This is a genomic window from Citrobacter telavivensis (genome assembly GCF_041807075.1).
GTDB classification, from domain to species: domain Bacteria; phylum Pseudomonadota; class Gammaproteobacteria; order Enterobacterales; family Enterobacteriaceae; genus Citrobacter_A; species Citrobacter_A telavivensis.
This window is the reverse complement of record NZ_JBGUBF010000003.1, coordinates 475,082-501,092: the sequence shown is the minus strand read 5'-3', so window position 1 is coordinate 501,092 and position 26,011 is coordinate 475,082. Positions and strand designations below refer to the sequence as shown.

Below are 26,011 nucleotides of genomic sequence, written 5' to 3'. Positions count from 1 at the left end.
ATAACGGGTCGCGACTGATGAAAATAATCATTCTGGGCGCAGGACAAGTGGGGGGAACGCTGGCAGAGAACCTGGTCGGCGAGAACAACGACATCACTGTGGTCGATACCAACGGTGAACGTCTGCGCAGCCTGCAGGACAAGTTCGATCTGCGTGTCGTTCAGGGGCATGGTTCACACCCACGCGTGTTGCGCGAAGCCGGTGCGGATGATGCGGATATGCTGGTTGCCGTGACCAGCTCCGATGAAACGAATATGGTTGCCTGCCAGGTGGCCTATTCGCTGTTCAACACGCCAAACCGAATCGCCCGTATCCGCTCCCCTGATTATGTTCGTGATGCGGACAAACTGTTCCACTCGGAAGCCGTACCTATCGATCATCTGATCGCGCCCGAGCAGCTCGTCATCGACAGTATTTATCGACTGATCGAGTATCCAGGCGCGTTACAGGTCGTCAACTTTGCGGAAGGTAAAGTGAGCCTGGCAGTGGTAAAAGCCTATTATGGTGGCCCACTGATCGGCAACGCACTCTCAACGATGCGGGAACATATGCCGCATATCGATACCCGCGTTGCGGCGATTTTCCGTCATGACAGACCGATTCGCCCGCAGGGCTCCACCATTGTGGAAGCGGGTGACGAAGTCTTCTTTATTGCCGCCTCCCAACACATTCGTGCGGTGATGAGCGAGTTGCAACGTCTCGAAAAACCTTACAAGCGCATCATGCTGGTTGGCGGCGGTAACATAGGGGCCGGTCTGGCGCGTCGTCTTGAGAAAGATTACAGCGTGAAATTGATCGAACGCGATCAACAGCGCGCTGCCGAACTGGCTGAAAAACTGCAGAATACGATCGTCTTCTTTGGCGACGCCTCGGATCAGGAGTTGCTGGCTGAAGAACATATCGATCAGGTCGATCTGTTCATTGCCGTCACCAACGACGATGAAGCTAACATTATGTCAGCAATGTTGGCCAAGCGAATGGGGGCGAAGAAGGTAATGGTCCTGATTCAACGTCGCGCGTATGTCGACCTCGTCCAGGGTAGCGTCATTGATATTGCGATCTCTCCTCAGCAGGCGACAATCTCCGCTCTCCTCAGCCATGTGCGAAAAGCAGATATCGTTGGTGTCTCTTCATTGCGTCGTGGTGTCGCGGAAGCTATTGAAGCCGTCGCTCACGGCGATGAAAGTACTTCGCGCGTTGTGGGTCGGGTTATAGACGAGATCAAGCTGCCGCCGGGTACGATTATTGGTGCCGTAGTGCGTGGTAACGATGTGATGATTGCCAATGATAACTTACGCATCGAACAAGGCGATCACGTCATTATGTTCCTGACGGATAAAAAGTTTATTACCGACGTCGAACGCTTATTCCAGCCAAGTCCTTTCTTCCTTTAACTTTGAAGGGTGCATTATTCGCACCCTTTTAAATCCCCTGAGTTATCAAGGCTTAATTAGCACTATTAATCTGAATACTTAAATGGAAAATGCCTTAACATTTGTTAAACTTATTAACGTCAGCTGCATAGGGAGAATATAATGAGCATTATTAAAGAGTTTCGCGAATTTGCGATGCGCGGGAATGTTGTCGATTTGGCGGTGGGTGTCATTATCGGTGCGGCATTCGGTAAAATTGTATCGTCACTGGTTGCCGATATCATTATGCCGCCGCTGGGTTTGCTAATTGGCGGGATCGACTTTAAACAGTTTGCCGTGACGCTGCGCGATGCACAGGGAGATATTCCTGCCGTTGTGATGCATTATGGTGTGTTTATTCAGAACATTTTCGACTTTGTGATTGTGGCATTTGCTATTTTCATGGCAATTAAGCTCATTAACAAACTCAATCGTAAGAAAGAAGAACCGGCTGCTGCACCTGCGCCAACGAAAGAGGAAGTCTTGCTCACTGAGATCCGTGACCTGCTTAAAGAACAGAATAGTCGTTCTTAACAGACCACAGAAAGCAGAAGGCCAGTGGTAAAAAAGTGATTCACTTTCTTGCCACTGGCCTCCCAGTTACCCCGATTACCGTGTTTCCCTTTGCGTAAATAACTCCCTTTGCCTTTCCTGTTCTTTTCAACACGCTGTCTGAATAGCGGGTCATGTAATAATGCCTCGATGGCATTGTCTTTTATCTGCCCTTTCGTATGCTGATAACGACTCATAATAGCTCCAGTTTGTGGTTTAACGGCGGGAGTGTAGTCCCACCAGTCTGATAAATCAACAGCCCGACTTCACTCCACTGGCACCCTGCTCCAGGGCTTCAAGGATTGAGCAGTACACGCTGCTGTGCGCAGTACCGCAGCAGGCATCATTCAGACGCTGTAATGAACGCTGCATACTTTGCAGTTCGGCAATACGCGCTTCGACTTCTTTCAGTCTGTCCTGCACGATCCCTTTTGACTCCTGACAGGTATGATGTTCGGGATCAATGCGGATCGACAATAACTCACGGATCGACTCAAGGGTAAATCCGAGCTGCCGGGCATAGCGGATGAACTTAAGCCGCTGAAGATCCTTTTCCGTATATAACCGGAATCCCCCTTCCGTGCGCACCTCATGTTCCATCATCTGCTGCTTTTCATAATAGCGGATCGTATCAGGGGTTACTTCCGCCAGCTTTGCTAACTCACCAATGCGATACATGCCCATGTCCTTAATTATCATTAATCTTATGCAGCAATTTATCTGCGTACTCACCGCGTAAAAATTCAGTGCTTAGGCCAGCCTGCCGCAGCTTCAGTTCCAGAAGTGACAAACGCCGACTCACTTCCTGATACTGAGGATCATCCTGCCTAAGGCCTTTCAGCAGATCCAGTAACTGGATGGCTTCTTTTCGCTGCTCCAGCTCGGACGGCAGACAGCCGGCATTTTTCAGTAAGCGATAACCAGCCCGCAGCTCAACAGGCACATGTGAATCATCATCCAGAACCAGCCGCTCGCCAGTACCATGAAGATTCTCGAATTCACCTTTTCTCTGTGCATCAGTGATATGGCGCTCTGCCCACTGATCCAGTAACCACATAGAAGACTCCAGGGGATGAACAAAAAGAGTACAGATATTGTAGATAAGTGGGGGTACTGCGGATATAAAAAAACCCGCCGGAGCGGGTTTCTTTACGTTACTACAGATTACTCTGCAGCAGCTTCTGCTTTCGACTCAGAGCGATCAACCAGCTCGATGTAAGCCATCGGCGCGTTGTCGCCTGCACGGAAGCCACACTTCAGAATGCGAGTGTAACCACCGGCGCGGCTCGCAAAACGCGGGCCCAGCTCGTTAAACAGTTTTGCCACGATCTCGTTATCACGAGTGCGGGCGAATGCCAGACGACGATTAGCTACGCTATCAGTCTTGGCAAGAGTAATCAGCGGCTCAACTACGCGACGCAGCTCTTTCGCTTTAGGCAGGGTCGTCTTGATGATTTCATGACGAACCAGTGAACCTGCCATGTTGCGGAACATAGCCTGGCGATGGCTGCTGTTGCGGTTCAGTTGACGACCACTCTTACGATGGCGCATGACCTTATCCTTCTCAGTAAAACCTTAACCTGTGATCCGGTTACTCGTCAGCGATGCTTGCCGGTGGCCAGTTTTCCAGGCGCATGCCCAGAGACAGTCCACGGGAAGCCAGCACGTCTTTAATCTCAGTAAGAGATTTTTTACCAAGGTTAGGCGTCTTAAGAAGCTCAACCTCAGTACGCTGTACCAGATCACCGATATAGTGGATAGCTTCTGCTTTAAGGCAGTTAGCAGAGCGGACAGTCAATTCCAGATCGTCAACAGGGCGCAGCAGGATCGGATCGAATTCTGGTTTCTCTTCTTTCACTTCCGGCTGACGTACATCACGTAAGTCAACGAAAGCTTCCAGTTGTTCAGCCAGAATGGTCGCCGCACGACGAATCGCCTCTTCAGGATCGATTGTGCCGTTGGTTTCCATTTCGATGACCAGCTTGTCCAGGTCGGTACGCTGTTCTACACGCGCTGCTTCAACATTGTAGGCAATACGCTCTACAGGGCTGTAGCATGCGTCGACCAGCAGACGGCCGATTGGGCGCTCATCTTCTTCCGAATGAATTCGGGTAGAAGCCGGCACATAACCACGACCGCGCTGAACTTTGATACGCATGCTAATAGACGCGTTCTCATCGGTCAGGTGGCAGATCACGTGCTGCGGCTTGACGATTTCGACATCCCCATCATGGGTAATGTCGGCTGCAGTCACAGGGCCAATGCCAGATTTATTCAAGGTAAGAATAACTTCATCTTTACCCTGAACTCTCACCGCCAGCCCTTTCAGGTTGAGCAGGATTTCCAGGATATCTTCCTGAACGCCTTCTTTGGTGCTGTACTCATGTAGTACACCATCAATCTCAACCTCGGTCACCGCGCAACCCGGCATCGATGAGAGCAGAATACGGCGCAGTGCGTTACCCAGAGTATGGCCGAAGCCACGCTCTAAAGGCTCAAGGGTCACCTTGGCGTGCGTCGAACTCACTTGCTCGATATCTACCAGGCGCGGTTTTAGAAACTCTGTCACAGAACCCTGCATTGTGTCCTCTCTTTGGTACTAAGCTTTACTTGGAGTAAAGCTCGACGATCAGGTGTTCGTTAATGTCCGCAGACAGATCAGAACGCTCAGGCTTACGCTTGTACGTACCTTCCATCTTGCCAGCATCAACTTCCAGCCAGGTTGGCTTTTCACGCTGCTCAGCCAGCTCCAGAGCGGCTTTCACGCGAGACTGCTTCTTCGCTTTCTCACGAATGCTAACAACGTCATTCGGACTAACCTGATAAGAAGCGATGTTAACAACACGACCGTTTACCATAATCGCTTTATGACTAACCAGCTGACGTGCTTCTGCACGAGTGGCGCCGAAGCCCATACGGTATACAACGTTGTCCAGACGACCTTCCAGCAGAGCCAACAGGTTTTCACCGGTGTTGCCTTTCAGACGTGCTGCTTCTTTGTAGTAGTTACGGAACTGACGCTCCAGCACACCGTAGATACGGCGAACTTTTTGCTTTTCACGCAACTGCACACCATAGTCAGACAGACGCGGTTTACGCGCACCGTGCTGGCCAGGAGCTTGTTCAATTTTACACTTGGTATCGATCGCGCGAACGCCAGACTTAAGGAATAAGTCGGTGCCCTCACGACGGCTCAGCTTGAGCTTAGGACCCAAATATCTTGCCATTTTCTTTCTCCAACAAACCTGGAAAACGAAGCGTTATACGCGGCGTTTTTTCGGCGGACGACAACCGTTATGAGGGATCGGAGTCACATCAGTAATATTAGTGATGCGGAAACCAGCGGCGTTCAGAGCACGAATAGTAGATTCGCGGCCTGGACCCGGACCTTTAACCATAACTTCCAGATTCTTGATACCGTATTCTTTTACGGCGTCAGCGCAACGCTCTGCTGCAACCTGAGCTGCGAACGGAGTAGATTTGCGAGAACCACGGAAACCGGAACCACCGGCTGTTGCCCAACCCAGCGCGTTACCCTGACGATCAGTGATAGTCACGATGGTGTTGTTGAAAGAAGCATGGATATGAGCCACGCCGTCAGAGACTTGTTTTCTTACACGTTTACGTGCACGAATTGGTGCCTTTGCCATTATTCAATCACCCCGATTATTTCTTGATCGGTTTGCGCGGACCCTTACGGGTACGTGCGTTGGTCTTAGTACGCTGACCGCGCACTGGCAGACCACGACGATGACGCAAACCGCGATAGCAACCAAGATCCATCAGGCGCTTGATGCTCATGCTGATTTCACGGCGCAGATCACCTTCAACGACAAATTTGGCAACTTCGTCACGCAGCGTGTCGATTTGTCCTTCAGACAGCTCACTGATCTTAACATTTTCAGCGATACCCGCTGAAGCCAGAATGGCTTTAGAACGGGTCTTACCGATGCCGTAGATCGACGTTAACGCGATCACAGCATGTTTTTGATCAGGAATGTTAATGCCTGCTATACGGGCCACTATGCACTCCTACTATTTAATATGTACGCACCATGCTGAAAAGCCCGTTTTCAGGATACTCAAATGGAAACGTACAGACATACAAAAGATTGGCTGGCTAATCTAGCCAGCTCAACCCAACTTTGCAAGAAAAATATGCGAATAAATCAGCCTTGGCGCTGTTTATGCTTCGGCTCGGCACTGCAAATCACACGGATGACACCATCACGCTTAACGATTTTGCAGTTACGGCATAATTTCTTGACGGAAGCACGAACTTTCATTTTTACTCTCCGTAACTTCTCGGGCGACCAATTATCGGCCGTAGCCTTTCAGGTTCGCCTTCTTCAATGCAGACTCGTACTGACTAGACATCATCAGAGTTTGCACTTGAGCCATAAAGTCCATAATCACGACAACAACGATAAGCAGTGAGGTCCCACCGAAGTAGAACGGTACTTTCATTGCATCGCGCATGAACTCCGGGATCAGGCAGATAAAGGTAATGTAGAGCGCACCAACCAAAGTCAGGCGGGTCATTACTTTATCGATATACTTCGCCGTTTGCTCTCCCGGACGAATCCCTGGTACAAATGCACCGGACTTCTTCAGGTTATCTGCTGTTTCACGCGGGTTGAAGACCAACGCCGTGTAGAAGAAACAGAAGAAGATGATTGCAGACGCATAGAGTAACACATAAAGCGGTTGCCCAGGCTGCAAATACAGCGAAATTGTTGTCAGCCAGTTCCAACCAGTACCGCCCCCGAACCATGACGCGATGGTTGCCGGGAACAGAATAATACTGGAAGCGAAGATTGCCGGGATTACCCCCGCCATATTCACTTTCAGCGGTAAATGTGTGCTCTGTGCAGCATAGACACGACGACCCTGCTGACGTTTCGCGTAGTTTACCACAATGCGGCGTTGACCACGCTCAACAAATACAACAAAGAACGTCACTGCAAATACTAATACTGCAACCAACAGCAACACGAGGAAGTGCAGGTCGCCTTGACGCGCTTGCTCGATAGTATGGGCAATGGCTGGCGGGAGTCCCGCGACAATACCGGCGAAGATAATGATCGAGATACCGTTACCGATACCACGTTCAGTAATCTGTTCGCCCAACCACATCAGGAACATCGTCCCTGTGACCAGACTAACAACAGCGGTGAAATAGAATGCAAAGCCTGGGTTCATAACCAGACCTTGCATACCAGGCATATTCGGCAGACCGGTAGCAATACCGATCGACTGGAATATTGCCAGCACCAGAGTACCGTAGCGGGTGTACTGGCTGATCTTACGACGACCAGACTCCCCTTCTTTCTTGATTTCCGCTAACGTTGGGTGAACCACCGTCAGCAGCTGGATAATAATTGATGCCGAAATGTACGGCATAATACCCAGGGCAAAGATAGAAGCACGGCTGAGAGCACCACCAGAGAACATGTTAAACATTTCAATGATGGTGCCTCGCTGTTGCTCAAGCAGTTTGGCAAGGACAGCGGCATCAATACCAGGGATCGGAATGAAAGAGCCAATACGGAACACAATAAGCGCACCGATAACAAACAGCAGTCTGCGTTTCAGCTCGCCTAAGCCACCTTTGGCACTTTGAAAATCTAATCCCGGTTGTTTAGCCATCTGCTACTTATTCCTCGATTTTACCGCCAGCAGCTTCGATAGCAGCACGAGCGCCTTTAGTAACACGCAGACCACGAACAGTTACCGGAGTAGTGACTTCACCAGCCAGGATCACTTTCGCGAACTCGATCTGGATACCGATAATGTTAGCCGCTTTCAGCGTGTTCAGGTCTACAACACCGCCTTCTACTTTAGCCAGGTCAGACAGACGAACTTCGGCTGTAATCGCTGCTTTACGAGAAGTGAAGCCGAATTTCGGCAGACGACGATACAGAGGCATCTGGCCGCCCTCGAAACCGCGACGTACGCCACCGCCAGAACGAGACTTCTGACCTTTGTGACCACGACCACCGGTTTTACCGAGGCCAGAACCGATACCACGACCCAGGCGTTTACCCGCCTTTTTGGAGCCTTCGGCCGGAGACAGAGTATTTAAACGCATCTCTTACTCCTCAACTTTAACCATGAAGGAAACCGCGTTGACCATACCACGAACAGCAGGAGTATCCTCGCGCTCTACGGTGTGACCAATACGACGCAGACCCAGGCCAAGCAGCGTTGCCTTGTGTTTCGGCAGACGACCGATTGCACTGCGGGTTTGAGTAATTTTAATAGTCTTTGCCATGGTTTATTTCCCCAGAATTTCTTCAACGGATTTACCACGCTTGGCAGCGACCATTTCTGGAGAATTCATATTTTCCAGGCCATCAATAGTTGCACGAACCACGTTGATCGGGTTGGTGGAACCATATGCTTTAGCCAGAACGTTATGAACCCCAGCAACTTCCAGAACGGCGCGCATTGCACCACCGGCGATGATACCGGTACCTTCGGAAGCTGGCTGCATGAATACACGAGACCCCGTGTGAACACCTTTAACCGGGTGTTGCAGGGTGCCGTTGTTCAGCGCGACGTTAATCATATTGCGACGGGCTTTTTCCATCGCTTTCTGGATCGCTGCTGGAACTTCACGCGCTTTACCGTAACCAAAACCAACGCGACCGTTACCATCGCCTACTACAGTCAGAGCTGTGAAGGAGAAAATACGACCACCTTTTACGGTTTTAGATACGCGGTTTACCGCGATCAGCTTTTCCTGCAGTTCGCCAGCTTGTTTTTCGATGTGAGCCATCTTACACCTCTACCTTAGAACTGAAGGCCAGCTTCACGGGCAGCATCTGCCAGTGCCTGGACACGACCATGATATTGGAACCCGGAACGGTCAAAGGACACATCTTTGATGCCTTTTTCCAGAGCGCGTTCAGCGACAGCTTTACCCACAGCTGCAGCCGCGTCTTTGTTACCGGTGTACTTCAGTTGTTCAGCGATAGCTTTTTCTACAGTAGAAGCAGCTACCAGAACTTCAGAACCGTTCGGTGCAATTACCTGTGCGTAAATATGACGCGGGGTACGATGTACCACCAGGCGAGTTGCGCCCAGCTCTTTGAGCTTGCGGCGTGCGCGGGTCGCACGACGGATACGAGCAGATTTCTTATCCATAGTGTTACCTTACTTCTTCTTAGCCTCTTTGGTACGCACGACTTCGTCGGCGTAACGAACACCCTTGCCTTTGTAAGGCTCAGGACGACGGTAGGCACGCAGATCTGCTGCAACCTGGCCGATTACCTGCTTATCAGCGCCTTTCAGCACGATTTCAGTTTGAGTCGGACATTCTGCAGTAATCCCTGCCGGCAGTTGATGGTCAACTGGATGCGAGAAACCTAAAGACAGGTTTACTACGTTCCCTTTAACCGCTGCACGATAACCTACACCAACCAGCTGCAGCTTCTTAGTGAAGCCTTCGGTAACACCGATAACCATTGAGTTCAGCAGGGCACGCGCGGTACCAGCCTGAGCCCAACCGTCTACGTAACCATCACGCGGACCGAAGGTCAGTGCATTATCTGCATGTTTAACTTCAACAGCATCGTTGAGAGTACGAGTCAGCTCGCCGTTTTTACCTTTGATCGTAATAACCTGACCGTTGATTTTTACATCAACGCCGGCAGGAACAACGACCGGTGCTTTAGCAACACGAGACATTTTTTCCTCCGATTAGGCTACGTAGCAGATAATTTCGCCACCAAGACCAGCCTGGCGCGCTGCACGATCAGTCATAACACCTTTAGAGGTAGAAACAACCGCGATACCCAGACCCGCCATAACTTTCGGCAGCTCATCTTTACGTTTGTAGATGCGCAGACCTGGGCGACTGACACGCTGAATGCTTTCTACAACAGCTTTACCCTGGAAATACTTAAGAGTCAGTTCCAGTTCCGGCTTGGTGTCGCCTTCAACTTTAAAATCTTCAATAAAACCTTCTTCCTTCAGCACGTTGGCAATTGCCACTTTCAGCTTGGAGGAAGGCATGGTGACCGCAGCTTTGTTCGCGGCCTGACCGTTACGGATACGGGTCAGCATATCCGCGATCGGATCTTGCATGCTCATCTGTCTTTACTCCCGTGATTCAATTGGTGACAATTACCAGCTAGCCTTTTTCAAGCCTGGTACTTCACCGCGCATTGCGGCTTCACGTAACTTGATACGGCTCAACCCGAACTTGCCCACATAACCATGTGGACGACCTGTTTGACGGCAGCGGTTACGCTGACGAGACGGGCTGGAATCACGCGGCAGAGACTGCAGCTTAAGAACAGCGTTCCAACGATCTTCGTCGGAAGCGTTCACATCAGAGATGATCGCTTTCAGTTCAGCGCGTTTCGCGAAGTATTTATCAGCTAAAGCTACGCGTTTTACTTCGCGTGCTTTCATTGATTGCTTAGCCATTCAGTAACCCTACCTTACTTGCGGAACGGGAAGTCAAAGGCAGCCAGCAGAGCACGGCCTTCTTCGTCAGATTTCGCAGTAGTGGTAATGGTAATATCCAAACCACGAACGCGGTCGACTTTATCGTAGTCGATTTCTGGGAAGATGATCTGCTCACGGACACCCATGCTGTAGTTACCACGACCATCGAATGACTTAGCGGACAAGCCACGGAAGTCACGGATACGCGGTACAGCAATAGTGATCAGGCGCTCAAAGAACTCCCACATGCGTTCGCCACGCAGAGTTACTTTACAGCCGATCGGATAGCCCTGACGGATTTTGAAGCCTGCAACAGATTTGCGTGCTTTGGTGATCAACGGTTTTTGACCGGAGATTGCTGTCAGGTCAGCTGCTGCGTTATCCAGCAGTTTCTTGTCAGCGATCGCTTCACCAACACCCATGTTCAGGGTGATCTTCTCGACCCGAGGGACTTGCATGACAGAATTGTAGTTAAACTCAGTCATGAGTTTATTAACTACTTCGTCTTTGTAGTAATCATGCAGTTTCGCCATCGTACTACTCCAAATTACTTGATAGTTTCGCTGTTAGACTTGAAGAAACGGACTTTTTTGCCGTCTTCGAATCTAAAGCCTACACGGTCAGCCTTGCCGGTTGCCGCATTGAAGAGTGCAATGTTAGAGATCTGAATAGCTGCTTCTTTCTCTACAATGCCGCCTGGTTGGTTCAGAGCCGGAACCGGCTTCTGGTGTTTCTTAACCAGGTTGATACCTTCAACGATGACCTTGCCGGAAGACAAGACATTCTTAACTTTACCGCGTTTACCTTTATCTTTACCGGTTAACACGATAACTTCGTCATCACGACGGATTTTCGCTGCCATGATTCGCTCCTTAGAGTACTTCTGGTGCCAGAGAGATAATTTTCATGAACTTCTCATTACGAAGTTCACGAGTTACCGGCCCAAAAATACGCGTACCGATAGGTTGCTCGCTGTTATTGTTTAAAATAACGCATGCATTACCATCGAAGCGAATGACAGAACCGTCCGGGCGACGAACACCCTTCTTGGTGCGCACCACTACCGCCTTCAGCACATCACCTTTTTTGACCTTACCACGCGGAATTGCTTCTTTGATGGTGATCTTGATGATGTCGCCTACGCCTGCGTAGCGACGGTGCGAGCCACCCAGAACCTTGATACACATTACGCGACGTGCACCGGAGTTGTCGGCGACGTTCAGCATAGTCTGTTCTTGGATCATTTTAGTGCTCCGCTAATGTCAACTACTACTGAGACCCGAAATCAGGTCGTTAAAAAAGCCCCATATCTAGGGCGCGGCATTATAACACCGCTCTCAGGATATGGGTAGAAAAAATAAACGGCCCATCGCTGAGCCGTTTATTCGTTGAGAACGCGTACTGTATTACAGAACCGCTTTCTCTACAACGCGAACCAGCGTCCAGGACTTAGTCTTGGACAGCGGACGGCATTCACGGATTTCAACCTTGTCGCCGATACCGCATTCGTTGTTCTCGTCATGTACGTGCAGTTTGGTCGTACGCTTAATGAATTTACCGTAGATCGGGTGTTTCACAAAACGTTCGATAGCAACAACAATGGATTTCTCCATTTTGTCGCTAACAACGCGACCTTGCAGAGTACGGATTTTATCGGTCATTACGCACCCGCCTTCTCAGTCAGTAAAGTCTTAACGCGTGCGACATCACGACGCACTTGCTTCAACAGGTGAGACTGTTGCAGCTGGCCACTTGCAGCCTGCATACGCAGGTTGAACTGCTCACGCAGCAGGTTCAGCAGCTCGGTGTTCAGCTCTTCAACACTCTTCTCACGCAGCTCTTTTGCTTTCATTACATCACCGTCTTAGTTACAAAAGTGGTTTTAATCGGCAGTTTCGCTGCTGCCAGCTTGAATGCTTCACGGGCCAGCTCTTCCGGTACGCCGTCCATTTCATACAGGACTTTACCCGGCTGAATCAAGGCAACCCAATACTCCACGTTACCTTTACCTTTACCCATACGCACTGCCAGCGGCTTTTCAGTGATCGGTTTGTCCGGGAATACGCGGATCCAGATCTTACCTTGACGCTTAACTGCACGGGTCATAGCACGACGTGCTGCTTCGATCTGACGGGCAGTCAGACGACCACGGCCAACAGCTTTCAGACCGAAGCTGCCGAAGCTAACATCCGCGCCAGCAGCCAGACCGCGGTTACGGCCTTTGTGCATTTTACGGAATTTTGTACGCTTTGGTTGTAACATCAGCGACGCTCCTTATTTACGGCCTTTACGCTGCTGCTTTTTAGGTTGAGCAGCCGGTTTTTCCGGTTGTTCAACAGCAGCCATACCACCCAGGATCTCGCCTTTGAAGATCCATACCTTAACGCCGATTACACCGTAAGTGGTGTGCGCTTCAGAGGTGTTGTAGTCGATGTCAGCACGCAGAGTGTGCAGCGGTACGCGACCTTCGCGGTACCATTCGGTACGTGCGATTTCCGCGCCGCCCAGACGGCCGCTAACTTCAACTTTAATCCCTTTAGCGCCCAGACGCATTGCGTTCTGTACAGCACGCTTCATCGCACGACGGAACATAACGCGACGTTCCAGCTGTGAAGTGATGCTGTCAGCAACCAGTTTTGCGTCCAGTTCAGGCTTACGAACTTCGGCGATATTGATCTGTGCAGGAACGCCAGCGATATCCGCTACGACCTTACGCAGTTTTTCTACGTCTTCGCCTTTCTTACCGATAACGATGCCCGGACGAGCAGTGTGAATAGTCACACGGATGCTCTTAGCCGGACGCTCGATAACGATACGAGATACAGACGCTTTAGCCAGTTCCTTAGTCAGGTACTGACGTACTTTAAAATCGCTGTCCAGGTTGTCAGCGAATTCTTTGGTGTTCGCAAACCAGGTAGAGTTCCATGGTTTTACAATACCCAGGCGAATACCATTAGGATGTACTTTCTGACCCATTGCTAGTCTCCAGAGTCTCAGCGATCGGACACAACCACAGTAATGTGGCTGGTGCGCTTCAGGATGCGATCTGCACGACCTTTTGCACGCGGCATAATGCGCTTCATGCTCGGGCCTTCGTCTACGAAAATTTTCGTAACTTTCAGATCGTCAATGTCAGCGCCATCGTTGTGTTCAGCGTTAGCAATGGCAGATTCCAGTACCTTCTTGACCAGTACAGCCGCTTTCTTATTGGTGTAGGTCAGAATATCCAGAGCCTGCGACACTTTCTTACCGCGAATCAGGTCAGCAACAAGGCGAACCTTCTGAGCAGAAGAACGAGCATGGCGATGTTTAGCGATAGTTTCCATCTCTTCCTCCTACCTTATTTCTTCTTCGCTTTTTTATCAGCAGCGTGGCCGCGATAAGTACGAGTCGGTGCGAATTCACCCAGTTTGTGACCGACCATTTCATCGGTTACGAATACTGGAACGTGCTGACGACCATTATGGACAGCGATGGTCAAACCGATCATGTTAGGAAAGATCGTTGAACGACGGGACCAAGTGCGCAGGGGCTTCTTGTCTCCGCTTTCCACCGCTTTCTCTACCTTCTTCAGCAAGTGCAGGTCAATAAAAGGACCTTTCTTGAGAGAACGTGGCATGGCTTATCCTCTAAAATTATTTGCTACGGCGACGTACGATGAATTTATCAGTACGCTTGTTGCTGCGGGTCTTCTTACCTTTGGTCTGAACGCCCCACGGAGTTACCGGGTGCTTACCAAAGTTACGACCTTCACCACCACCATGTGGGTGGTCGACTGGGTTCATCGCGGTACCGCGAACGGTCGGACGAACACCACGCCAGCGTGCAGCACCTGCTTTACCCAGAACGCGCAGCATATGCTCAGCATTGCCAACTTCGCCCAGAGTTGCACGGCAGTCTGCTTCGACTTTACGCATTTCACCAGAACGCAGACGCAGGGTGACATAAGCACCATCACGAGCAACGATCTGAACGTAAGTACCAGCGGAACGTGCCAGCTGACCGCCTTTTCCTGGTTTCATTTCTACGTTATGAACGGTAGAACCAACCGGGATATTGCGCATCGGCAGGGTGTTGCCTGGTTTGATTGCAGCATCAACGCCAGATTGGATCTGGTCGCCAGCTTTCAGGCCTTTAGGGGCCAGGATGTAACGGCGCTCACCGTCTTTGTACAGAACCAGCGCGATGTTCGCGGAACGGTTCGGATCGTACTCAAGACGTTCAACAACTGCCGGGATACCATCTTTGTTGCGTTTGAAGTCAACAATACGGTACGCCTGCTTGTGGCCACCACCGATATGACGAGTGGTGATACGGCCATTGTTGTTACGACCACCGGATTTGCTGTTTTTTTCCAGCAACGGAGCAAAAGGTTTGCCCTTGTGCAGCTCAGGGTTAACCACTTTAACGACGTGGCGACGACCCGGAGATGTCGGTTTACATTTAACAACTGCCATTGTATTACTCCTCCGACTTACTCAGCGCCGCCAACGAAGTCCAGATTCTGGCCTTCTTTCAGGGTGACGTAAGCTTTTTTCCAGTCGCTACGACGACCGATACGCTGTCCGTGACGTTTAACTTTCCCTTTAACTACCAGGGTGTTAACGACTTCGACTTCGACTTCAAACAGTTTCTGCACAGCAGCTTTGATCTCTGCTTTGGTCGCGTCTTTAGCAACTTTGAGAACGATGGTGTTAGTTTTTTCCATCGCAGTAGACGCTTTTTCAGAAACGTGCGGTGCACGCAGCACCTTCAGCAGACGTTCTTCACGAATCATGCCAGCATCTCCTCAACTTGCTTAACAGCATCAGCAGTCATTACGACTTTGTCGAAGGCGATCAGGCTAACCGGGTCGATACCCGTTGCATCGCGAACGTCAACCTTGTGCAGGTTACGTGCTGCGAGGAACAGATTTTCGTCCAGCTCACCGGTGATGATCAACACATCTTCCAGAGCCATGTCTTTCAGTTTCTGTGCCAGCAGCTTAGTTTTAGGCGCTTCAACAGAGAACTTCTCGACAACGATCAGACGATCCTGACGTACCAGTTCGGACAGAATGCTTTTCAGCGCGCCGCGGTACATCTTCTTGTTAACTTTTTGACTGTGGTCCTGCGGGCGAGCAGCGAAGGTCACGCCACCGGAACGCCAGATCGGGCTCTTGATAGAACCTGAACGCGCACGGCCGGTACCTTTCTGGCGCCACGGCTTTTTGCCGGAACCAGTTACTTCAGCACGAGTCTTCTGAGCACGAGTACCCTGACGAGCACCAGCTGCATAAGCAACAACAACCTGGTGAACCAGCGCTTCGTTGAAATCACGACCGAAGGTAGTTTCGGAAACAGTCAGCGCGCTCTGCGCGTCTTTCAATACTAATTCCATTGCTATCCCCTTACGCCTTCACAGCTGGTTTAACGATCAGGTCGCTACCGGTAGCACCCGGGACAGCACCTTTAACCAGCAGCAGGTTGCGCTCAGCGTCAACACGTACTACGTCCAGGCTCTGAACGGTTACACGTTCGTTACCCAGCTGACCTGCCATCTTCTTGCCTTTGAACACTTTGCCCGGAGTCTGGTTCTGACCGATAGAACCCGGAACGCGGTGAGACAAGGAGTTACCGTGAGTCGCGTCCTGGGTACGGAAGTTCCAGCGCTTAACGGTACCAGCGAAACCTTTACCTTTAGAGGTGCCAGTTACGTCAACTTTTTTAACTTCAGCAAACAGTTCTACGCTGATGCTCTGACCAACGGTGAATTCTTCACCTTCAGCCAGACGGAACTCCCACAGGCCGCGGCCAGCTTCAACGCCAGCTTTAGCGAAATGGCCAGCTTCCGGCTTGGTTACACGGTTAGCTTTTTTAGCACCGGTGGTAACCTGAACAGCACGATAGCCATCGTTAGCCAGGTCTTTAACCTGAGTAACACGGTTTGCTTCAACTTCGATTACGGTTACTGGGATAGAGACGCCATCTTCAGTGAAGATGCGGGTCATACCCACTTTTTTACCGACTAAACCAATCATTGTATCAACCTCTCAATCGCTCGATGACCTGATTAACCCAGGCTGATCTGCACGTCTACACCGGCAGCCAGGTCCAGACGCATCAGAGCATCAACGGTTTTCTCGGTTGGCTCAACGATGTCAACCAGACGCTTGTGAGTGCGGATTTCGTACTGATCGCGCGCGTCTTTGTTAACGTGCGGAGAGATCAGAACGGTGAAGCGCTCTTTGCGGGTCGGCAGCGGGATCGGACCACGGACTTGCGCACCAGTGCGCTTAGCAGTCTCGACGATTTCCGCGGTTGATTGATCGATCAGACGATGATCAAACGCTTTAAGGCGGATACGGATTCTTTGGTTCTGCATGAGACCAGAGCTCCAATTATTTTATAAACGAAAATGATTACTCCTCAGACCCATTACGATTGATGGGAGAGTGTAACCGTTCTTACGTAGCCCCCCGATTGGGAGCATTGTTAGATAGCCAAATCGGCTACCTGAGGTTCAGATCGAACCTGCCGTCGATTAAGACAAGCCCGCGCATTATACGTAAATATCAGACTGAAGCAAGTGTCGCGTAGATATTAATCACTTCGTCCGTAATGCGAGTAGGGTTCCAGGCTTTTATGTAGTGAATGAAACGCGGCAATTGAGCAGGAAAGTCGCTCGCAATACTCATAATAGTACCTTGCTCCCTCATTAGCCTTCTTTAAAGTAGCGACAGGATTGATGGAGGATACCTGATGGTCGCTGCCCTGCCCTTTCTGCTGCTATATACCGCATTGTCTTTGTCTCTTAGTTTCTGCGATGTGCGCAGCGGACAACTGCCGGACCGGTTTACCTGCCCATTGTTGTGGGGCGGACTCCTCTTTCACCTGTGCATCATCCCGGCACAACTTGCAGATGCCGTATGGGGTGCCATTGCAGGCTACGCCAGTTTTGCCTTTATCTACTGGAGCTATCGGTTGGTTCGTAAGAGAGAAGGACTCGGCTATGGTGATGTGAAATTCCTTGCCGCGCTGGGTGCCTGGCATGGGTGGATGTCATTACCATTTTTGGTCTTTTGGGCGGCGCTGTTAGCGTGTTCTGGTATCGCAGCATTGGGGATAATTCATGGAAAGTCGGTATTAAAAAACCCGCTGCCTTTTGGGCCATTTCTGGCGGCAGCGGGTTTCATCACCGGATGTTACCGTTTCACTTCTGAAGCGATTAACTGGTCACTTTAATTTGCGACTGCAGATAATTTTGCAGGCCAATTTTCGAGATGAGATCCAGTTCAGTCTCCAGCCAGTCGATATGCCCTTCTTCATCCGCAAGGATTTCGATCATCATATCCCGGCTGACATAATCATGAACGGTATCAGCATAGGCGATCGCTTCACGTAAGTTTTTCGCCCCTTCGAGCTCTAATCTGAGATCGGACTGCAGCATCTCTTCAACATCTTCGCCAATCCCCAACTTACCGAGATCCTGCAGGTTCGGGATCCCTTCCAGGAACAAAATACGCTCAATATATTTATCCGCGTGTTTCATCTCATCGATGGATTCATGGTACTCGACGTCATTGAGGCGGGTAAGTCCCCAATTTTTGAACATACGTGCATGGAGAAAATACTGGTTGATCGCGACAAGCTCATTTCCCAATAGTTTATTGAGATAATTTATGATTTTAACATCACCTTTCATTTTATAGTCCCTCCGCTTCCACTCTCCAGAGCATAGATGGGGCTACAGGGATGTCAAAAAAAAGAGTGTGACTCAGGCGATCTCTTTAAATTCTGGCATTTGCATTAACTCATCCTGCATCACTTCGCGTGCTGCCCGAACGCATTTACCGCATTGATTTCCCACAGGTATAAACTTGCGTAACTGTTGGAAGGATTGAGGATGAAACTGACGTACCGCCTGGCGAATTTTTTTATCACTTACACCATTACACAAACAAACGTACATGATCGCTCCCGTTCAATTTCTGTGCAAAGTGTAAATGAGAATAGTTATGATTACAATAGCACAATTCTCTCTACGCAACGGGAGCGAAGTAAAAATTGCGAGTAAATGTGACAACCAAATCACAGGCAGCAAAAAAGGGCGCCGAAGCGCCCTTTTTAAGTGCAGAACTAATCAGTAAATAATTAGCTCATTACTTTAGCAACAACGCCCGCACCAACAGTACGGCCGCCTTCACGGATTGCGAAACGCAGACCGTCGTCCATCGCGATCGGGTGGATCAGGGTAACAACCATTTTGATGTTGTCGCCCGGCATTACCATCTCTACGCCTTCCGGCAGTTCGATGGTGCCAGTCACGTCAGTGGTACGGAAGTAGAACTGCGGACGGTAGCCTTTGAAGAACGGAGTATGACGGCCGCCTTCGTCTTTGGACAGAATGTACACTTCAGATTCGAACATTGTGTGCGGCTTGATGGTACCCGGCTTAGCCAGTACCTGACCACGTTCGATTTCTTCACGTTTGATACCACGCAGCAGAACACCTACGTTCTCACCCGCACGGCCTTCGTCCAGCAGTTTGCGGAACATTTCAACGCCAGTACAGGTAGACTTGGCAGTCTCTTTGATACCAACGATTTCAACTTCTTCGCCAACTTTGATGATACCGCGCTCTACACGACCGGTAACAACGGTACCACGACCGGAGATGGAGAATACGTCTTCGATCGGCAGCAGGAACGGCTTGTCAATCGCACGCTCTGGTTCCGGGATGTAAGAATCCAGGAAGCCAGCCAGTTCGATGATTTTCGCTTCCCACTCTGCTTCGCCTTCCAGCGCTTTCAGAGCAGAACCACGAACGATCGGCGTGTCGTCGCCCGGGAAATCGTACTGAGACAGCAGTTCACGAACTTCCATCTCTACCAGTTCCAGCAGCTCTTCGTCATCAACCATGTCGCATTTGTTCAGGAACACGATGATGTACGGAACGCCTACCTGACGACCCAGCAGGATGTGCTCACGAGTCTGCGGCATCGGGCCGTCAGTCGCAGCAACAACCAGGATCGCGCCGTCCATCTGCGCAGCACCGGTGATCATGTTTTTAACATAGTCGGCGTGGCCCGGGCAGTCTACGTGCGCGTAGTGGCGAGTCGGGGTGTCATATTCAACGTGAGAGGTGTTGATGGTGATACCACGAGCTTTTTCTTCCGGCGCGTTATCGATCTGATCGAATGCGCGAGCAGCACCGCCGTAGGTTTTAGCCAGTACGGTAGTGATGGCAGCAGTCAGGGTAGTTTTACCGTGGTCAACGTGGCCGATGGTGCCGACGTTAACGTGCGGTTTTGTACGTTCAAATTTTTCTTTAGACACGGCTATATTCCTTACTATAGCGCTCTCCCCTTGTGGAGAGAGCACGGGACTTAGGTTTTAATCCTGTGGATTATTTACCACGGGCTTCGATTACGGCCTGAGCAACGTTGTTCGGTGCATCATCATACTTCAGGAATTCCATAGTGTACGATGCGCGACCTTTGGTCAGAGAACGCAGCTGAGTTGCATATCCGAACATTTCAGACAGCGGAACTTCAGCGTGGATCTTAACGCCAGTGACTTCGGATTCCTGACCGCGCAGCATACCGCGACGACGGCTCAAGTCACCGATAACATCACCGGTGTTTTCTTCCGGCGTTTCTACCTCAACCTTCATGATTGGCTCAAGCAGAACTGGTTTAGCTTTCTTAAAGCCTTCTTTAAAGGCAATAGACGCAGCCAGTTTAAACGCCAGTTCAGAGGAGTCAACGTCATGGTAAGAACCGAAGTGCAGACGAACACCCATATCAACAACCGGGTAACCTGCCAGCGGGCCGGCTTTCAGCTGCTCCTGGATACCTTTATCAACGGCCGGGATGTATTCGCCAGGGATTACACCACCTTTAATGTCGTTGACGAACTCGTAGCCTTTCGGGTTAGAACCCGGCTCCAGTGGGTACATGTCGATAACAACATGACCATACTGACCGCGACCACCAGACTGCTTGGCGTGTTTACCTTCGATATCGGTAACTTTCGCACGAATCGCTTCGCGGTAAGCAACCTGAGGTTTACCGACGTTCGCTTCAACGTTGAATTCACGCTTCATACGGTCAACGATGATGTCGAGGTGCAGTTCACCCATACCGGCGATAATGGTCTGGTTAGATTCTTCGTCAGTCCATACGCGGAATGACGGGTCTTCTTTAGCCAGACGACCCAGAGCCAGACCCATTTTTTCCTGGTCAGCTTTGGTTTTCGGTTCTACGGCGATGGAAATTACCGGCTCAGGGAATTCCATACGCTCCAGAATGATCGGCGCATCCGGGTCACACAGGGTGTCACCAGTGGTTACGTCTTTCAGACCGATCGCAGCAGCGATGTCGCCCGCGCGAACTTCTTTGATCTCTTCACGTTTGTTAGCGTGCATCTGAACGATACGGCCGAAACGCTCACGTGCAGATTTCACGGAGTTCAGTACGGTATCACCAGAGTTAACCACACCGGAGTACACACGGAAGAAGGTCAGGTTACCCACGAACGGGTCGGTAGCGATTTTGAATGCCAGTGCAGAGAAAGGCTCTTCGTCGCTAGCGTGACGCTCAGCAGGCGTATCTTTACCGTCGTCCAGGATACCGTTGATCGCAGGTACGTCAACCGGGGATGGCAGGTAATCAATTACCGCATCCAGCATCGCCTGAACACCTTTGTTCTTAAATGCAGAACCACAGGTTACCAGGATGATTTCGTTGTTCAGAACGCGCTGACGCAGAGCTTTTTTGATCTCTTCTTCAGTCAGTTCTTCACCACCCAGGTATTTCTCCATCAGCTCTTCAGAAGCTTCCGCAGCGGACTCGATCAGGTTCTGGTGCCATTCTTCAGCCAGTTCCTGCATGTCAGCCGGGATATCTTCATAAGTGAAGGTAACGCCTGCATCTGCTTCGTTCCAGTTGATGGCTTTCATTTTCACCAGGTCAACAACACCGGTGAACGCTTCTTCAGCGCCAATTGCCAGCTGCAGCGGAACAGGGTTCGCGCCCAGACGGGTTTTGATCTGACCAACAACTTTCAGGAAGTTCGCACCCATACGGTCCATTTTGTTAACGAACGCAATGCGCGGAACTTTATATTTGTTTGCCTGACGCCATACGGTTTCAGACTGCGGCTGAACACCACCAACTGCGCAGTAAACCATTACCGCACCATCAAGAACACGCATGGAACGTTCTACTTCGATTGTGAAGTCAACGTGCCCCGGGGTGTCGATGATGTTTACACGATGCGGTTCATACTGCTTAGCCATACCAGACCAGAATGCAGTAGTCGCTGCGGAAGTGATAGTAATACCACGTTCCTGCTCCTGCTCCATCCAGTCCATGGTGGCCGCGCCGTCATGAACTTCACCGATTTTATGGTTTACACCGGTGTAGAACAGAATACGTTCGGTAGTAGTGGTTTTACCGGCGTCGATGTGCGCACTGATACCGATGTTACGGTAGCGTGCGATGGGTGTTGTACGAGCCATTTGATTCCTCGTTTATCTTTTAGGCGTTCAATTTAAGTAGCCCAAAGCGGGCTGCTTACTGGAAGCGCCCGCCTGGTGACTAAAACTCCGAAGGGATTACCAACGGTAGTGTGCGAACGCCTTGTTGGCTTCTGCCATACGGTGAACGTCTTCACGTTTCTTAACTGCAGTACCTTTGTTGTCTGCAGCATCAGAAAGTTCGTTCGCCAGGCGCAGAGCCATGGATTTATCACCGCGTTTACGAGCAGCTTCAACGATCCAACGCATTGCCAGGGCATTACGACGAACCGGACGGACTTCAACTGGTACCTGATAAGTAGAACCACCAACGCGGCGAGACTTAACTTCGACAGTCGGGCGCACGTTTTCGAGAGCTACTTCGAAAGCTTCCAGTTCAGATTTACCAGAGCGCTGAGCCAGGGTCTCCAGCGCGCTGTATACGATTGTTTCGGCAGTAGATTTTTTACCATCTACCATCAGGATATTTACAAATTTAGCCAGCAGTTCTGATCCGAACTTCGGATCCGGCAGAATTTTACGCTGACCAATGACGCGACGACGTGGCATGGAAATACTCCGTTGTTAATTCAGGATTGTCCAAAACTCTACGAGTTTAGTTTGACATTTAAGTTAAAACGTTTGGCCTTACTTAACGGAGAACCATTAAGCCTTAGGACGCTTCACGCCATACTTGGAGCGAGCTTGCTTACGGTCTTTAACGCCAGAGCAGTCAAGCGCACCGCGTACGGTGTGGTAACGAACACCCGGGAGGTCTTTAACACGACCGCCACGGATCAGGATCACGGAGTGCTCCTGCAGGTTGTGACCTTCACCACCGATGTAGGAAGTCACTTCGAAACCGTTAGTCAGACGAACACGGCATACTTTACGCAGTGCGGAGTTCGGTTTTTTAGGAGTGGTAGTATATACACGAGTACATACACCACGTTTTTGCGGGCATGCTTCCAGCGCAGGCACGTTGCTTTTTGCAACTTTGCGAGCGCGTGGTTTGCGTACCAGCTGGTTAACTGTTGCCATTAAATAGCTCCTGGTTTTAGCTTTTGCTTCGTAAACACGTAATAAAACGACCTCATACAATATGAGGACGCCGAATTTTAGGGCGGTGTCGAAAAGGTGTCAAGAAATATACAACGATCACACAATCACCAGGCCATCTGGCTGGCGTGCTTAACCGTAAGTCTGACGAAGTCAGTATAGTCAACCCTGACGACACTGTCTGAAATTTGACCACCCAAACCGCGAGCTTCAATGTCTTCTTTCAGTGCGTAAACAGTTATGGGGGTATTTTGCAGGCTTTCAAGGAAGCGGCTGCCTTCTACTGCGACGACGACGCCATCCTGGAGCAATAAAAGTTCATCGCCTTCTGCGATCAGGCGCTGAATAGCAGAGAAATCAGAGTGCCACGCGGAGCGGTGTAAAGTATGCAGCATGAGAACCTCAAAACCTCAGGATGACATCGTAGTTGCCCAGTTCGCGACGCAGCGCTTCTGGCTCCAGCGGTGTCGCATCAACGACAAAACTTACGCCTTCCCCGAGTCCCCTCTCGCGCAGCGAGGCGGCACATAACCAGCACTGTTTGATATCGTACAGTCCCAGCAGTTTGAAGGTCGCAATATAGTCGCGGGCCAGAATGACATCCGGTTTTTGTCCCTGCAGGATCTGAAAAACGCCATCACCAATAAAGAAGACGCCGATCTCTTCGGTTAATGCCGAGGTGGCCAGCAGCGCGTCCAGCCCTTCGCGACCCGATGCACTCCCGTGCGGCATGGTGGAAAAGACAAAGGCAATACGTTTCATCAGAACTGTACCACGCGATCGCAGGTCAGTGAGGCTTGCGCCAGCGCGCCCAGTCCGCTGAGGGTAAAACCCGGCTGCAGATTGGCAGACGCCAGCCCCAGCCTGCCCGCTTCAGTTTCATCAACCACACCGCGACGCAGTGCCGCCGCCACACAGATGTTCAGTTCAACGCCATGCTGTGTATTCATTTGTTGCCAGGCCCGGACCAGATCAAATTCATCACTGGCCGGAGAGGTCAGTTGGTTGGCGTTATACACGCCTTCCCGATAGAAAAAGACGCTGCTTAACGTATGGCCTTCTTCAATCAGCGCCTGAGCAAACTGCAGTGCGCTGCTCGCCTGCTGGGTACCATATGCCGGACCGGTAACCACAATGGCAAAACGCATTACTTATCTTGCCCCTGGAAGTCACCGCTCTTGAACTGGCGAATATAGAGGTACACGGTGTGTTTAGAGATATTCAGACGATCGGCAACCTGGTTGATCGCGTCCTTAATATCGAAGATGCCTTTCTCATACAGATTCAGAACGATCTGGCGGTTCTTGGCATTATTGGAGACATTACGATCGGCGTTCACCTCTTCAATGGTGAACTCCAGCGTCTGCGTCACCAGATCTTCTACAGAAGAGGCGAAGTTAACAGACGATCCGACTTCCGGGGTCTCCGGCGGAATAAAGGTATTCATGATCTGCGAGAACGGGACATCAAGGTTCATGTTGATGCACAGCAGACCAATCACGCGATGCTCGCGATTGCGAATGGCAATCGTCACTGACTTCATCAGAACGCCGCTTTTCGCACGGGTAAAATAGCATTTGGAAACGCTGCTATCTGCACCGGTCATATCGTGCAGCATTCGTAACGCAAGGTCAGTAATCGGTGAACCGATTTTACGTCCCGTGTGTTCACCATTGGCAATACGAATGGCGGAACATTTCAAATCCTGCAAAGAGTGCAATACGATTTCACAGTGGGAACCAATGAGCATCGCTAACCCGTCCACCACCGCTTCGTAGGATTTCAAAATATCAAAGTCGGTCTGATCGAAAGGACGTTGATCCAGTAAGTCGAGCTCACTGGTTTCGTTGGTTAAAAGCGACCTGGACATGAAAAAAAACACTCCTTTTCAGGAGCCTGTCGTTATGTTTTCAGGGCAGGCTCATTAATTTTGTGGATGGTTAAATTAATACAGAGGGGCTTCCACTTTCCACTATTAATTATACACGTCATCCTTCAGGCTGCCTCAGCGTTGGTTTCGCTCGTTCGCCCCAGTTACGTACTTATGTACGCGCCAGGGGATTCACTCCCTTACCGCCTTGATGCAACTTGAATGATTTTTTGTGTGTATCCGGCCTGCTAAAAAAAACCGCCGCTCTGTTCGGCGGCGGTTCTCAATTTTTATTTTTTAGCGGCATCTGCTGCTTTTGCATCAGCTTCTGCTGCTGCTTCTGGCTTGTCATCCGCCTTCGGTGCCGGCTTGATATCCAGCAGTTCTACGTCGAATACCAGCGTGGAGTTAGCCGGGATCCCCGGAACGCCGGTTTTACCGTAAGCCAGCTCTGGTGGGATAACCATCTTGATCTTCCCGCCTTTCTTAATGTTCTTCAGACCTTCAGTCCAGCCAGGAATCACACCGTCCAGACGGAAAGAGAGCGGCTCGCCACGGGTATAGGAGTTATCGAACTCTTTACCGTCGATCAGCGTCCCTTTGTAGTTCACCACCACAGTGTCGCTGTCTTTCGGCGCTTCGCCCGTACCGGCTTTCTCCACTTTGTAGAGCAGGCCCGTTGAAGAGGTCTTCACATCTTTCTCTTTCGCAAACTTGGTGCGGAATTCTTTGCCTTTGGTTTCGTTGTCAGCCGCGTCTTTTTCCATCTTCGCCTGAGCGGAGGCTTTCACGCGTGCTTCAAATGCTTGCAGAGTCTGTTCGATTTCCTGGTCAGACAGTTTGCTCTTATCAGCAAACGCATCCTGAACGCCGGCGATCAGTTGGTCTTTGTCCAGTTTGATGCCCAGTTTTTCCTGCTCTTTCAGGGAGTTTTCCATATAGCGGCCCAGCGATGCGCCCAGTGCATAAGCCGATTTCTGGTCGTCATTTTTGAACGCGGCTTTGCTGTCAGCAGCAGCGGCCGGTTTTGCGGCTTCGGCTGCGAAGGTGATCGGGGCGTGCAGAGCAACGGCCATCGTGGTCGCCAGCAGAGTGACTTTAAACAGTGATTTCATCCATATCTCCAGGGCCGGGGCATCTCACCCCATGGTTAACTTTTATG

General features: G+C 50.6%; 45 protein-coding genes. 3 read left to right on the top strand and 42 right to left on the bottom strand.

The window, feature by feature from the left end; all coding sequences use genetic code 11:
- The first annotated feature begins 17 nt into the window (after positions 1-17).
- Both trkA and mscL read left to right on the top strand, forming a co-directional pair.
- Entirely contained in the window at positions 18-1,394 is a 1,377-nt protein-coding gene (trkA, locus tag ACERJC_RS17115) for a Trk system potassium transporter TrkA (RefSeq protein WP_012908437.1), read from the top strand.
- Between the two features lie 141 nt (positions 1,395-1,535).
- On the top strand, positions 1,536-1,946 hold the full coding sequence (gene mscL, locus ACERJC_RS17110) for a large-conductance mechanosensitive channel protein MscL (RefSeq protein WP_152400205.1): 411 nt from the start codon (positions 1,536-1,538) through the stop codon (positions 1,944-1,946).
- On the opposite strand, the gene arfA is transcribed toward mscL, so the two are convergent.
- From arfA to rpsJ, 31 genes are all read right to left on the bottom strand, one after another.
- Positions 1,943-2,161: an alternative ribosome-rescue factor ArfA gene (gene arfA, locus ACERJC_RS17105; protein WP_152400208.1), complete on the bottom strand. Its 219-nt coding sequence runs from the start codon at positions 2,159-2,161 to the stop codon at positions 1,943-1,945. The genes mscL and arfA overlap by 4 nt on opposite strands.
- A gap of 55 nt (positions 2,162-2,216) precedes the next feature.
- A complete protein-coding gene (gene zntR / locus ACERJC_RS17100; RefSeq protein ID WP_152400210.1) occupies positions 2,217-2,642 on the bottom strand; it encodes a Zn(2+)-responsive transcriptional regulator in 426 nt (141 codons plus the stop codon).
- Between the two features lie 10 nt (positions 2,643-2,652).
- Positions 2,653-3,021, bottom strand: coding sequence for a DnaJ family domain-containing protein (locus ACERJC_RS17095; protein ID WP_373672118.1), 369 nt, complete (start codon positions 3,019-3,021; stop codon positions 2,653-2,655).
- 107 nt (positions 3,022-3,128) lie between these two features.
- Positions 3,129-3,515 (bottom strand): 50S ribosomal protein L17, encoded by a 387-nt coding sequence (gene rplQ, locus ACERJC_RS17090; RefSeq protein ID WP_001216372.1) that lies wholly within the window; start codon positions 3,513-3,515, stop codon positions 3,129-3,131.
- A gap of 40 nt (positions 3,516-3,555) precedes the next feature.
- Entirely contained in the window at positions 3,556-4,545 is a 990-nt protein-coding gene (locus ACERJC_RS17085; RefSeq protein ID WP_001162094.1) for a DNA-directed RNA polymerase subunit alpha, read from the bottom strand.
- 25 nt (positions 4,546-4,570) lie between these two features.
- On the bottom strand, positions 4,571-5,191 hold the full coding sequence (gene rpsD / locus ACERJC_RS17080; RefSeq protein WP_000135226.1) for a 30S ribosomal protein S4: 621 nt from the start codon (positions 5,189-5,191) through the stop codon (positions 4,571-4,573).
- A 33-nt stretch (positions 5,192-5,224) separates the two neighbouring features.
- Positions 5,225-5,614: a 30S ribosomal protein S11 gene (rpsK, locus tag ACERJC_RS17075; protein WP_001029684.1), complete on the bottom strand. Its 390-nt coding sequence runs from the start codon at positions 5,612-5,614 to the stop codon at positions 5,225-5,227.
- A 16-nt stretch (positions 5,615-5,630) separates the two neighbouring features.
- The gene (rpsM, locus tag ACERJC_RS17070) at positions 5,631-5,987 is read right to left on the bottom strand and encodes a 30S ribosomal protein S13 (RefSeq protein WP_046490351.1); all 357 of its coding nucleotides are present in this window, start codon (positions 5,985-5,987) and stop codon (positions 5,631-5,633) included.
- Positions 5,988-6,133: 146 nt separating this feature from the next.
- Entirely contained in the window at positions 6,134-6,250 is a 117-nt protein-coding gene (gene rpmJ / locus ACERJC_RS17065) for a 50S ribosomal protein L36 (protein WP_000868187.1), read from the bottom strand.
- A 31-nt stretch (positions 6,251-6,281) separates the two neighbouring features.
- Positions 6,282-7,613, bottom strand: a complete 1,332-nt coding sequence (gene secY / locus ACERJC_RS17060; protein WP_001118864.1) for a preprotein translocase subunit SecY — start codon at positions 7,611-7,613, stop codon at positions 6,282-6,284.
- Positions 7,614-7,620: 7 nt separating this feature from the next.
- Positions 7,621-8,055 carry a 50S ribosomal protein L15 gene (gene rplO, locus ACERJC_RS17055; protein ID WP_001238917.1) on the bottom strand — a complete coding sequence of 145 codons (435 nt, stop codon included), beginning with the start codon at positions 8,053-8,055 and terminating at the stop codon, positions 7,621-7,623.
- 3 nt (positions 8,056-8,058) lie between these two features.
- Positions 8,059-8,238, bottom strand: coding sequence for a 50S ribosomal protein L30 (gene rpmD, locus ACERJC_RS17050; RefSeq protein WP_001140434.1), 180 nt, complete (start codon positions 8,236-8,238; stop codon positions 8,059-8,061).
- A gap of 3 nt (positions 8,239-8,241) precedes the next feature.
- Complete coding sequence (rpsE, locus tag ACERJC_RS17045; protein WP_000940121.1) at positions 8,242-8,745, bottom strand: 30S ribosomal protein S5; 504 nt, start codon at positions 8,743-8,745, stop codon at positions 8,242-8,244.
- Between the two features lie 14 nt (positions 8,746-8,759).
- Entirely contained in the window at positions 8,760-9,113 is a 354-nt protein-coding gene (gene rplR / locus ACERJC_RS17040) for a 50S ribosomal protein L18 (RefSeq protein WP_000358956.1), read from the bottom strand.
- Positions 9,114-9,122: 9 nt separating this feature from the next.
- Positions 9,123-9,656 (bottom strand): 50S ribosomal protein L6, encoded by a 534-nt coding sequence (gene rplF / locus ACERJC_RS17035; RefSeq protein WP_012135817.1) that lies wholly within the window; start codon positions 9,654-9,656, stop codon positions 9,123-9,125.
- A 12-nt stretch (positions 9,657-9,668) separates the two neighbouring features.
- Positions 9,669-10,061: a 30S ribosomal protein S8 gene (gene rpsH, locus ACERJC_RS17030; RefSeq protein ID WP_000062611.1), complete on the bottom strand. Its 393-nt coding sequence runs from the start codon at positions 10,059-10,061 to the stop codon at positions 9,669-9,671.
- Positions 10,062-10,094: 33 nt separating this feature from the next.
- Positions 10,095-10,400 (bottom strand): 30S ribosomal protein S14, encoded by a 306-nt coding sequence (gene rpsN / locus ACERJC_RS17025; protein ID WP_001118929.1) that lies wholly within the window; start codon positions 10,398-10,400, stop codon positions 10,095-10,097.
- A gap of 14 nt (positions 10,401-10,414) precedes the next feature.
- Positions 10,415-10,954: a 50S ribosomal protein L5 gene (gene rplE, locus ACERJC_RS17020; RefSeq protein ID WP_001096206.1), complete on the bottom strand. Its 540-nt coding sequence runs from the start codon at positions 10,952-10,954 to the stop codon at positions 10,415-10,417.
- A gap of 14 nt (positions 10,955-10,968) precedes the next feature.
- A complete protein-coding gene (rplX, locus tag ACERJC_RS17015; RefSeq protein ID WP_035894981.1) occupies positions 10,969-11,283 on the bottom strand; it encodes a 50S ribosomal protein L24 in 315 nt (104 codons plus the stop codon).
- A gap of 10 nt (positions 11,284-11,293) precedes the next feature.
- Positions 11,294-11,665, bottom strand: a complete 372-nt coding sequence (rplN, locus tag ACERJC_RS17010; protein ID WP_000613954.1) for a 50S ribosomal protein L14 — start codon at positions 11,663-11,665, stop codon at positions 11,294-11,296.
- Between the two features lie 162 nt (positions 11,666-11,827).
- Positions 11,828-12,082, bottom strand: a complete 255-nt coding sequence (rpsQ, locus tag ACERJC_RS17005; protein ID WP_002438707.1) for a 30S ribosomal protein S17 — start codon at positions 12,080-12,082, stop codon at positions 11,828-11,830.
- Entirely contained in the window at positions 12,082-12,273 is a 192-nt protein-coding gene (gene rpmC / locus ACERJC_RS17000; RefSeq protein ID WP_000644742.1) for a 50S ribosomal protein L29, read from the bottom strand. The genes rpsQ and rpmC overlap by 1 nt, the downstream gene beginning before the upstream one ends.
- A complete protein-coding gene (gene rplP / locus ACERJC_RS16995; RefSeq protein ID WP_000941208.1) occupies positions 12,273-12,683 on the bottom strand; it encodes a 50S ribosomal protein L16 in 411 nt (136 codons plus the stop codon). Before rplP ends, rpmC begins: the two co-directional genes overlap by 1 nt.
- A gap of 12 nt (positions 12,684-12,695) precedes the next feature.
- Positions 12,696-13,397 carry a 30S ribosomal protein S3 gene (rpsC, locus tag ACERJC_RS16990; RefSeq protein ID WP_000529945.1) on the bottom strand — a complete coding sequence of 234 codons (702 nt, stop codon included), beginning with the start codon at positions 13,395-13,397 and terminating at the stop codon, positions 12,696-12,698.
- Between the two features lie 17 nt (positions 13,398-13,414).
- A complete protein-coding gene (gene rplV / locus ACERJC_RS16985) occupies positions 13,415-13,747 on the bottom strand; it encodes a 50S ribosomal protein L22 (protein WP_000447529.1) in 333 nt (110 codons plus the stop codon).
- 14 nt (positions 13,748-13,761) lie between these two features.
- Positions 13,762-14,040, bottom strand: coding sequence for a 30S ribosomal protein S19 (gene rpsS / locus ACERJC_RS16980; protein WP_001138117.1), 279 nt, complete (start codon positions 14,038-14,040; stop codon positions 13,762-13,764).
- Positions 14,041-14,056: 16 nt separating this feature from the next.
- Complete coding sequence (gene rplB, locus ACERJC_RS16975; RefSeq protein ID WP_000301864.1) at positions 14,057-14,878, bottom strand: 50S ribosomal protein L2; 822 nt, start codon at positions 14,876-14,878, stop codon at positions 14,057-14,059.
- A 17-nt stretch (positions 14,879-14,895) separates the two neighbouring features.
- Positions 14,896-15,198: a 50S ribosomal protein L23 gene (rplW, locus tag ACERJC_RS16970; RefSeq protein ID WP_000617546.1), complete on the bottom strand. Its 303-nt coding sequence runs from the start codon at positions 15,196-15,198 to the stop codon at positions 14,896-14,898.
- Complete coding sequence (rplD, locus tag ACERJC_RS16965; RefSeq protein ID WP_000424395.1) at positions 15,195-15,800, bottom strand: 50S ribosomal protein L4; 606 nt, start codon at positions 15,798-15,800, stop codon at positions 15,195-15,197. The genes rplW and rplD overlap by 4 nt, the downstream gene beginning before the upstream one ends.
- 10 nt (positions 15,801-15,810) lie before the next feature.
- Complete coding sequence (rplC, locus tag ACERJC_RS16960) at positions 15,811-16,440, bottom strand: 50S ribosomal protein L3 (protein ID WP_042326256.1); 630 nt, start codon at positions 16,438-16,440, stop codon at positions 15,811-15,813.
- A 32-nt stretch (positions 16,441-16,472) separates the two neighbouring features.
- Complete coding sequence (gene rpsJ / locus ACERJC_RS16955; RefSeq protein ID WP_001181005.1) at positions 16,473-16,784, bottom strand: 30S ribosomal protein S10; 312 nt, start codon at positions 16,782-16,784, stop codon at positions 16,473-16,475.
- 377 nt (positions 16,785-17,161) lie between these two features.
- Between rpsJ and ACERJC_RS16950 the strand changes: the two genes are divergently transcribed.
- Positions 17,162-17,644, top strand: a complete 483-nt coding sequence (locus ACERJC_RS16950) for a prepilin peptidase (RefSeq protein ID WP_373672117.1) — start codon at positions 17,162-17,164, stop codon at positions 17,642-17,644.
- Here the strand turns inward: ACERJC_RS16950 and bfr are convergent.
- From bfr to fkpA, 11 genes are all read right to left on the bottom strand, one after another.
- The gene (gene bfr, locus ACERJC_RS16945) at positions 17,628-18,104 is read right to left on the bottom strand and encodes a bacterioferritin (RefSeq protein WP_042326254.1); all 477 of its coding nucleotides are present in this window, start codon (positions 18,102-18,104) and stop codon (positions 17,628-17,630) included. The two genes, ACERJC_RS16950 and bfr, sit on opposite strands and share 17 nt — an antisense overlap.
- A 72-nt stretch (positions 18,105-18,176) precedes the next feature.
- A complete protein-coding gene (bfd, locus tag ACERJC_RS16940; protein WP_012135433.1) occupies positions 18,177-18,371 on the bottom strand; it encodes a bacterioferritin-associated ferredoxin in 195 nt (64 codons plus the stop codon).
- 182 nt (positions 18,372-18,553) lie between these two features.
- A complete protein-coding gene (tuf, locus tag ACERJC_RS16935) occupies positions 18,554-19,738 on the bottom strand; it encodes an elongation factor Tu (RefSeq protein ID WP_373672116.1) in 1,185 nt (394 codons plus the stop codon).
- A 70-nt stretch (positions 19,739-19,808) separates the two neighbouring features.
- Positions 19,809-21,923, bottom strand: coding sequence for an elongation factor G (fusA, locus tag ACERJC_RS16930; RefSeq protein WP_046491016.1), 2,115 nt, complete (start codon positions 21,921-21,923; stop codon positions 19,809-19,811).
- A 96-nt stretch (positions 21,924-22,019) separates the two neighbouring features.
- Positions 22,020-22,490: a 30S ribosomal protein S7 gene (gene rpsG / locus ACERJC_RS16925; protein ID WP_042322792.1), complete on the bottom strand. Its 471-nt coding sequence runs from the start codon at positions 22,488-22,490 to the stop codon at positions 22,020-22,022.
- Between the two features lie 96 nt (positions 22,491-22,586).
- The gene (rpsL, locus tag ACERJC_RS16920; protein WP_000246815.1) at positions 22,587-22,961 is read right to left on the bottom strand and encodes a 30S ribosomal protein S12; all 375 of its coding nucleotides are present in this window, start codon (positions 22,959-22,961) and stop codon (positions 22,587-22,589) included.
- Between the two features lie 125 nt (positions 22,962-23,086).
- A complete protein-coding gene (gene tusB / locus ACERJC_RS16915) occupies positions 23,087-23,374 on the bottom strand; it encodes a sulfurtransferase complex subunit TusB (RefSeq protein ID WP_178826359.1) in 288 nt (95 codons plus the stop codon).
- A gap of 7 nt (positions 23,375-23,381) precedes the next feature.
- Positions 23,382-23,741 (bottom strand): sulfurtransferase complex subunit TusC, encoded by a 360-nt coding sequence (gene tusC, locus ACERJC_RS16910; protein WP_373672115.1) that lies wholly within the window; start codon positions 23,739-23,741, stop codon positions 23,382-23,384.
- Entirely contained in the window at positions 23,741-24,127 is a 387-nt protein-coding gene (gene tusD / locus ACERJC_RS16905; RefSeq protein ID WP_102602913.1) for a sulfurtransferase complex subunit TusD, read from the bottom strand. Before tusD ends, tusC begins: the two co-directional genes overlap by 1 nt.
- Positions 24,127-24,849: a helix-turn-helix transcriptional regulator gene (locus ACERJC_RS16900; protein ID WP_042286247.1), complete on the bottom strand. Its 723-nt coding sequence runs from the start codon at positions 24,847-24,849 to the stop codon at positions 24,127-24,129. Before ACERJC_RS16900 ends, tusD begins: the two co-directional genes overlap by 1 nt.
- Before the next feature lie 290 nt (positions 24,850-25,139).
- Complete coding sequence (fkpA, locus tag ACERJC_RS16895) at positions 25,140-25,964, bottom strand: FKBP-type peptidyl-prolyl cis-trans isomerase (RefSeq protein WP_152400218.1); 825 nt, start codon at positions 25,962-25,964, stop codon at positions 25,140-25,142.
- Between the last annotated feature and the right edge of the window lie 47 nt (positions 25,965-26,011).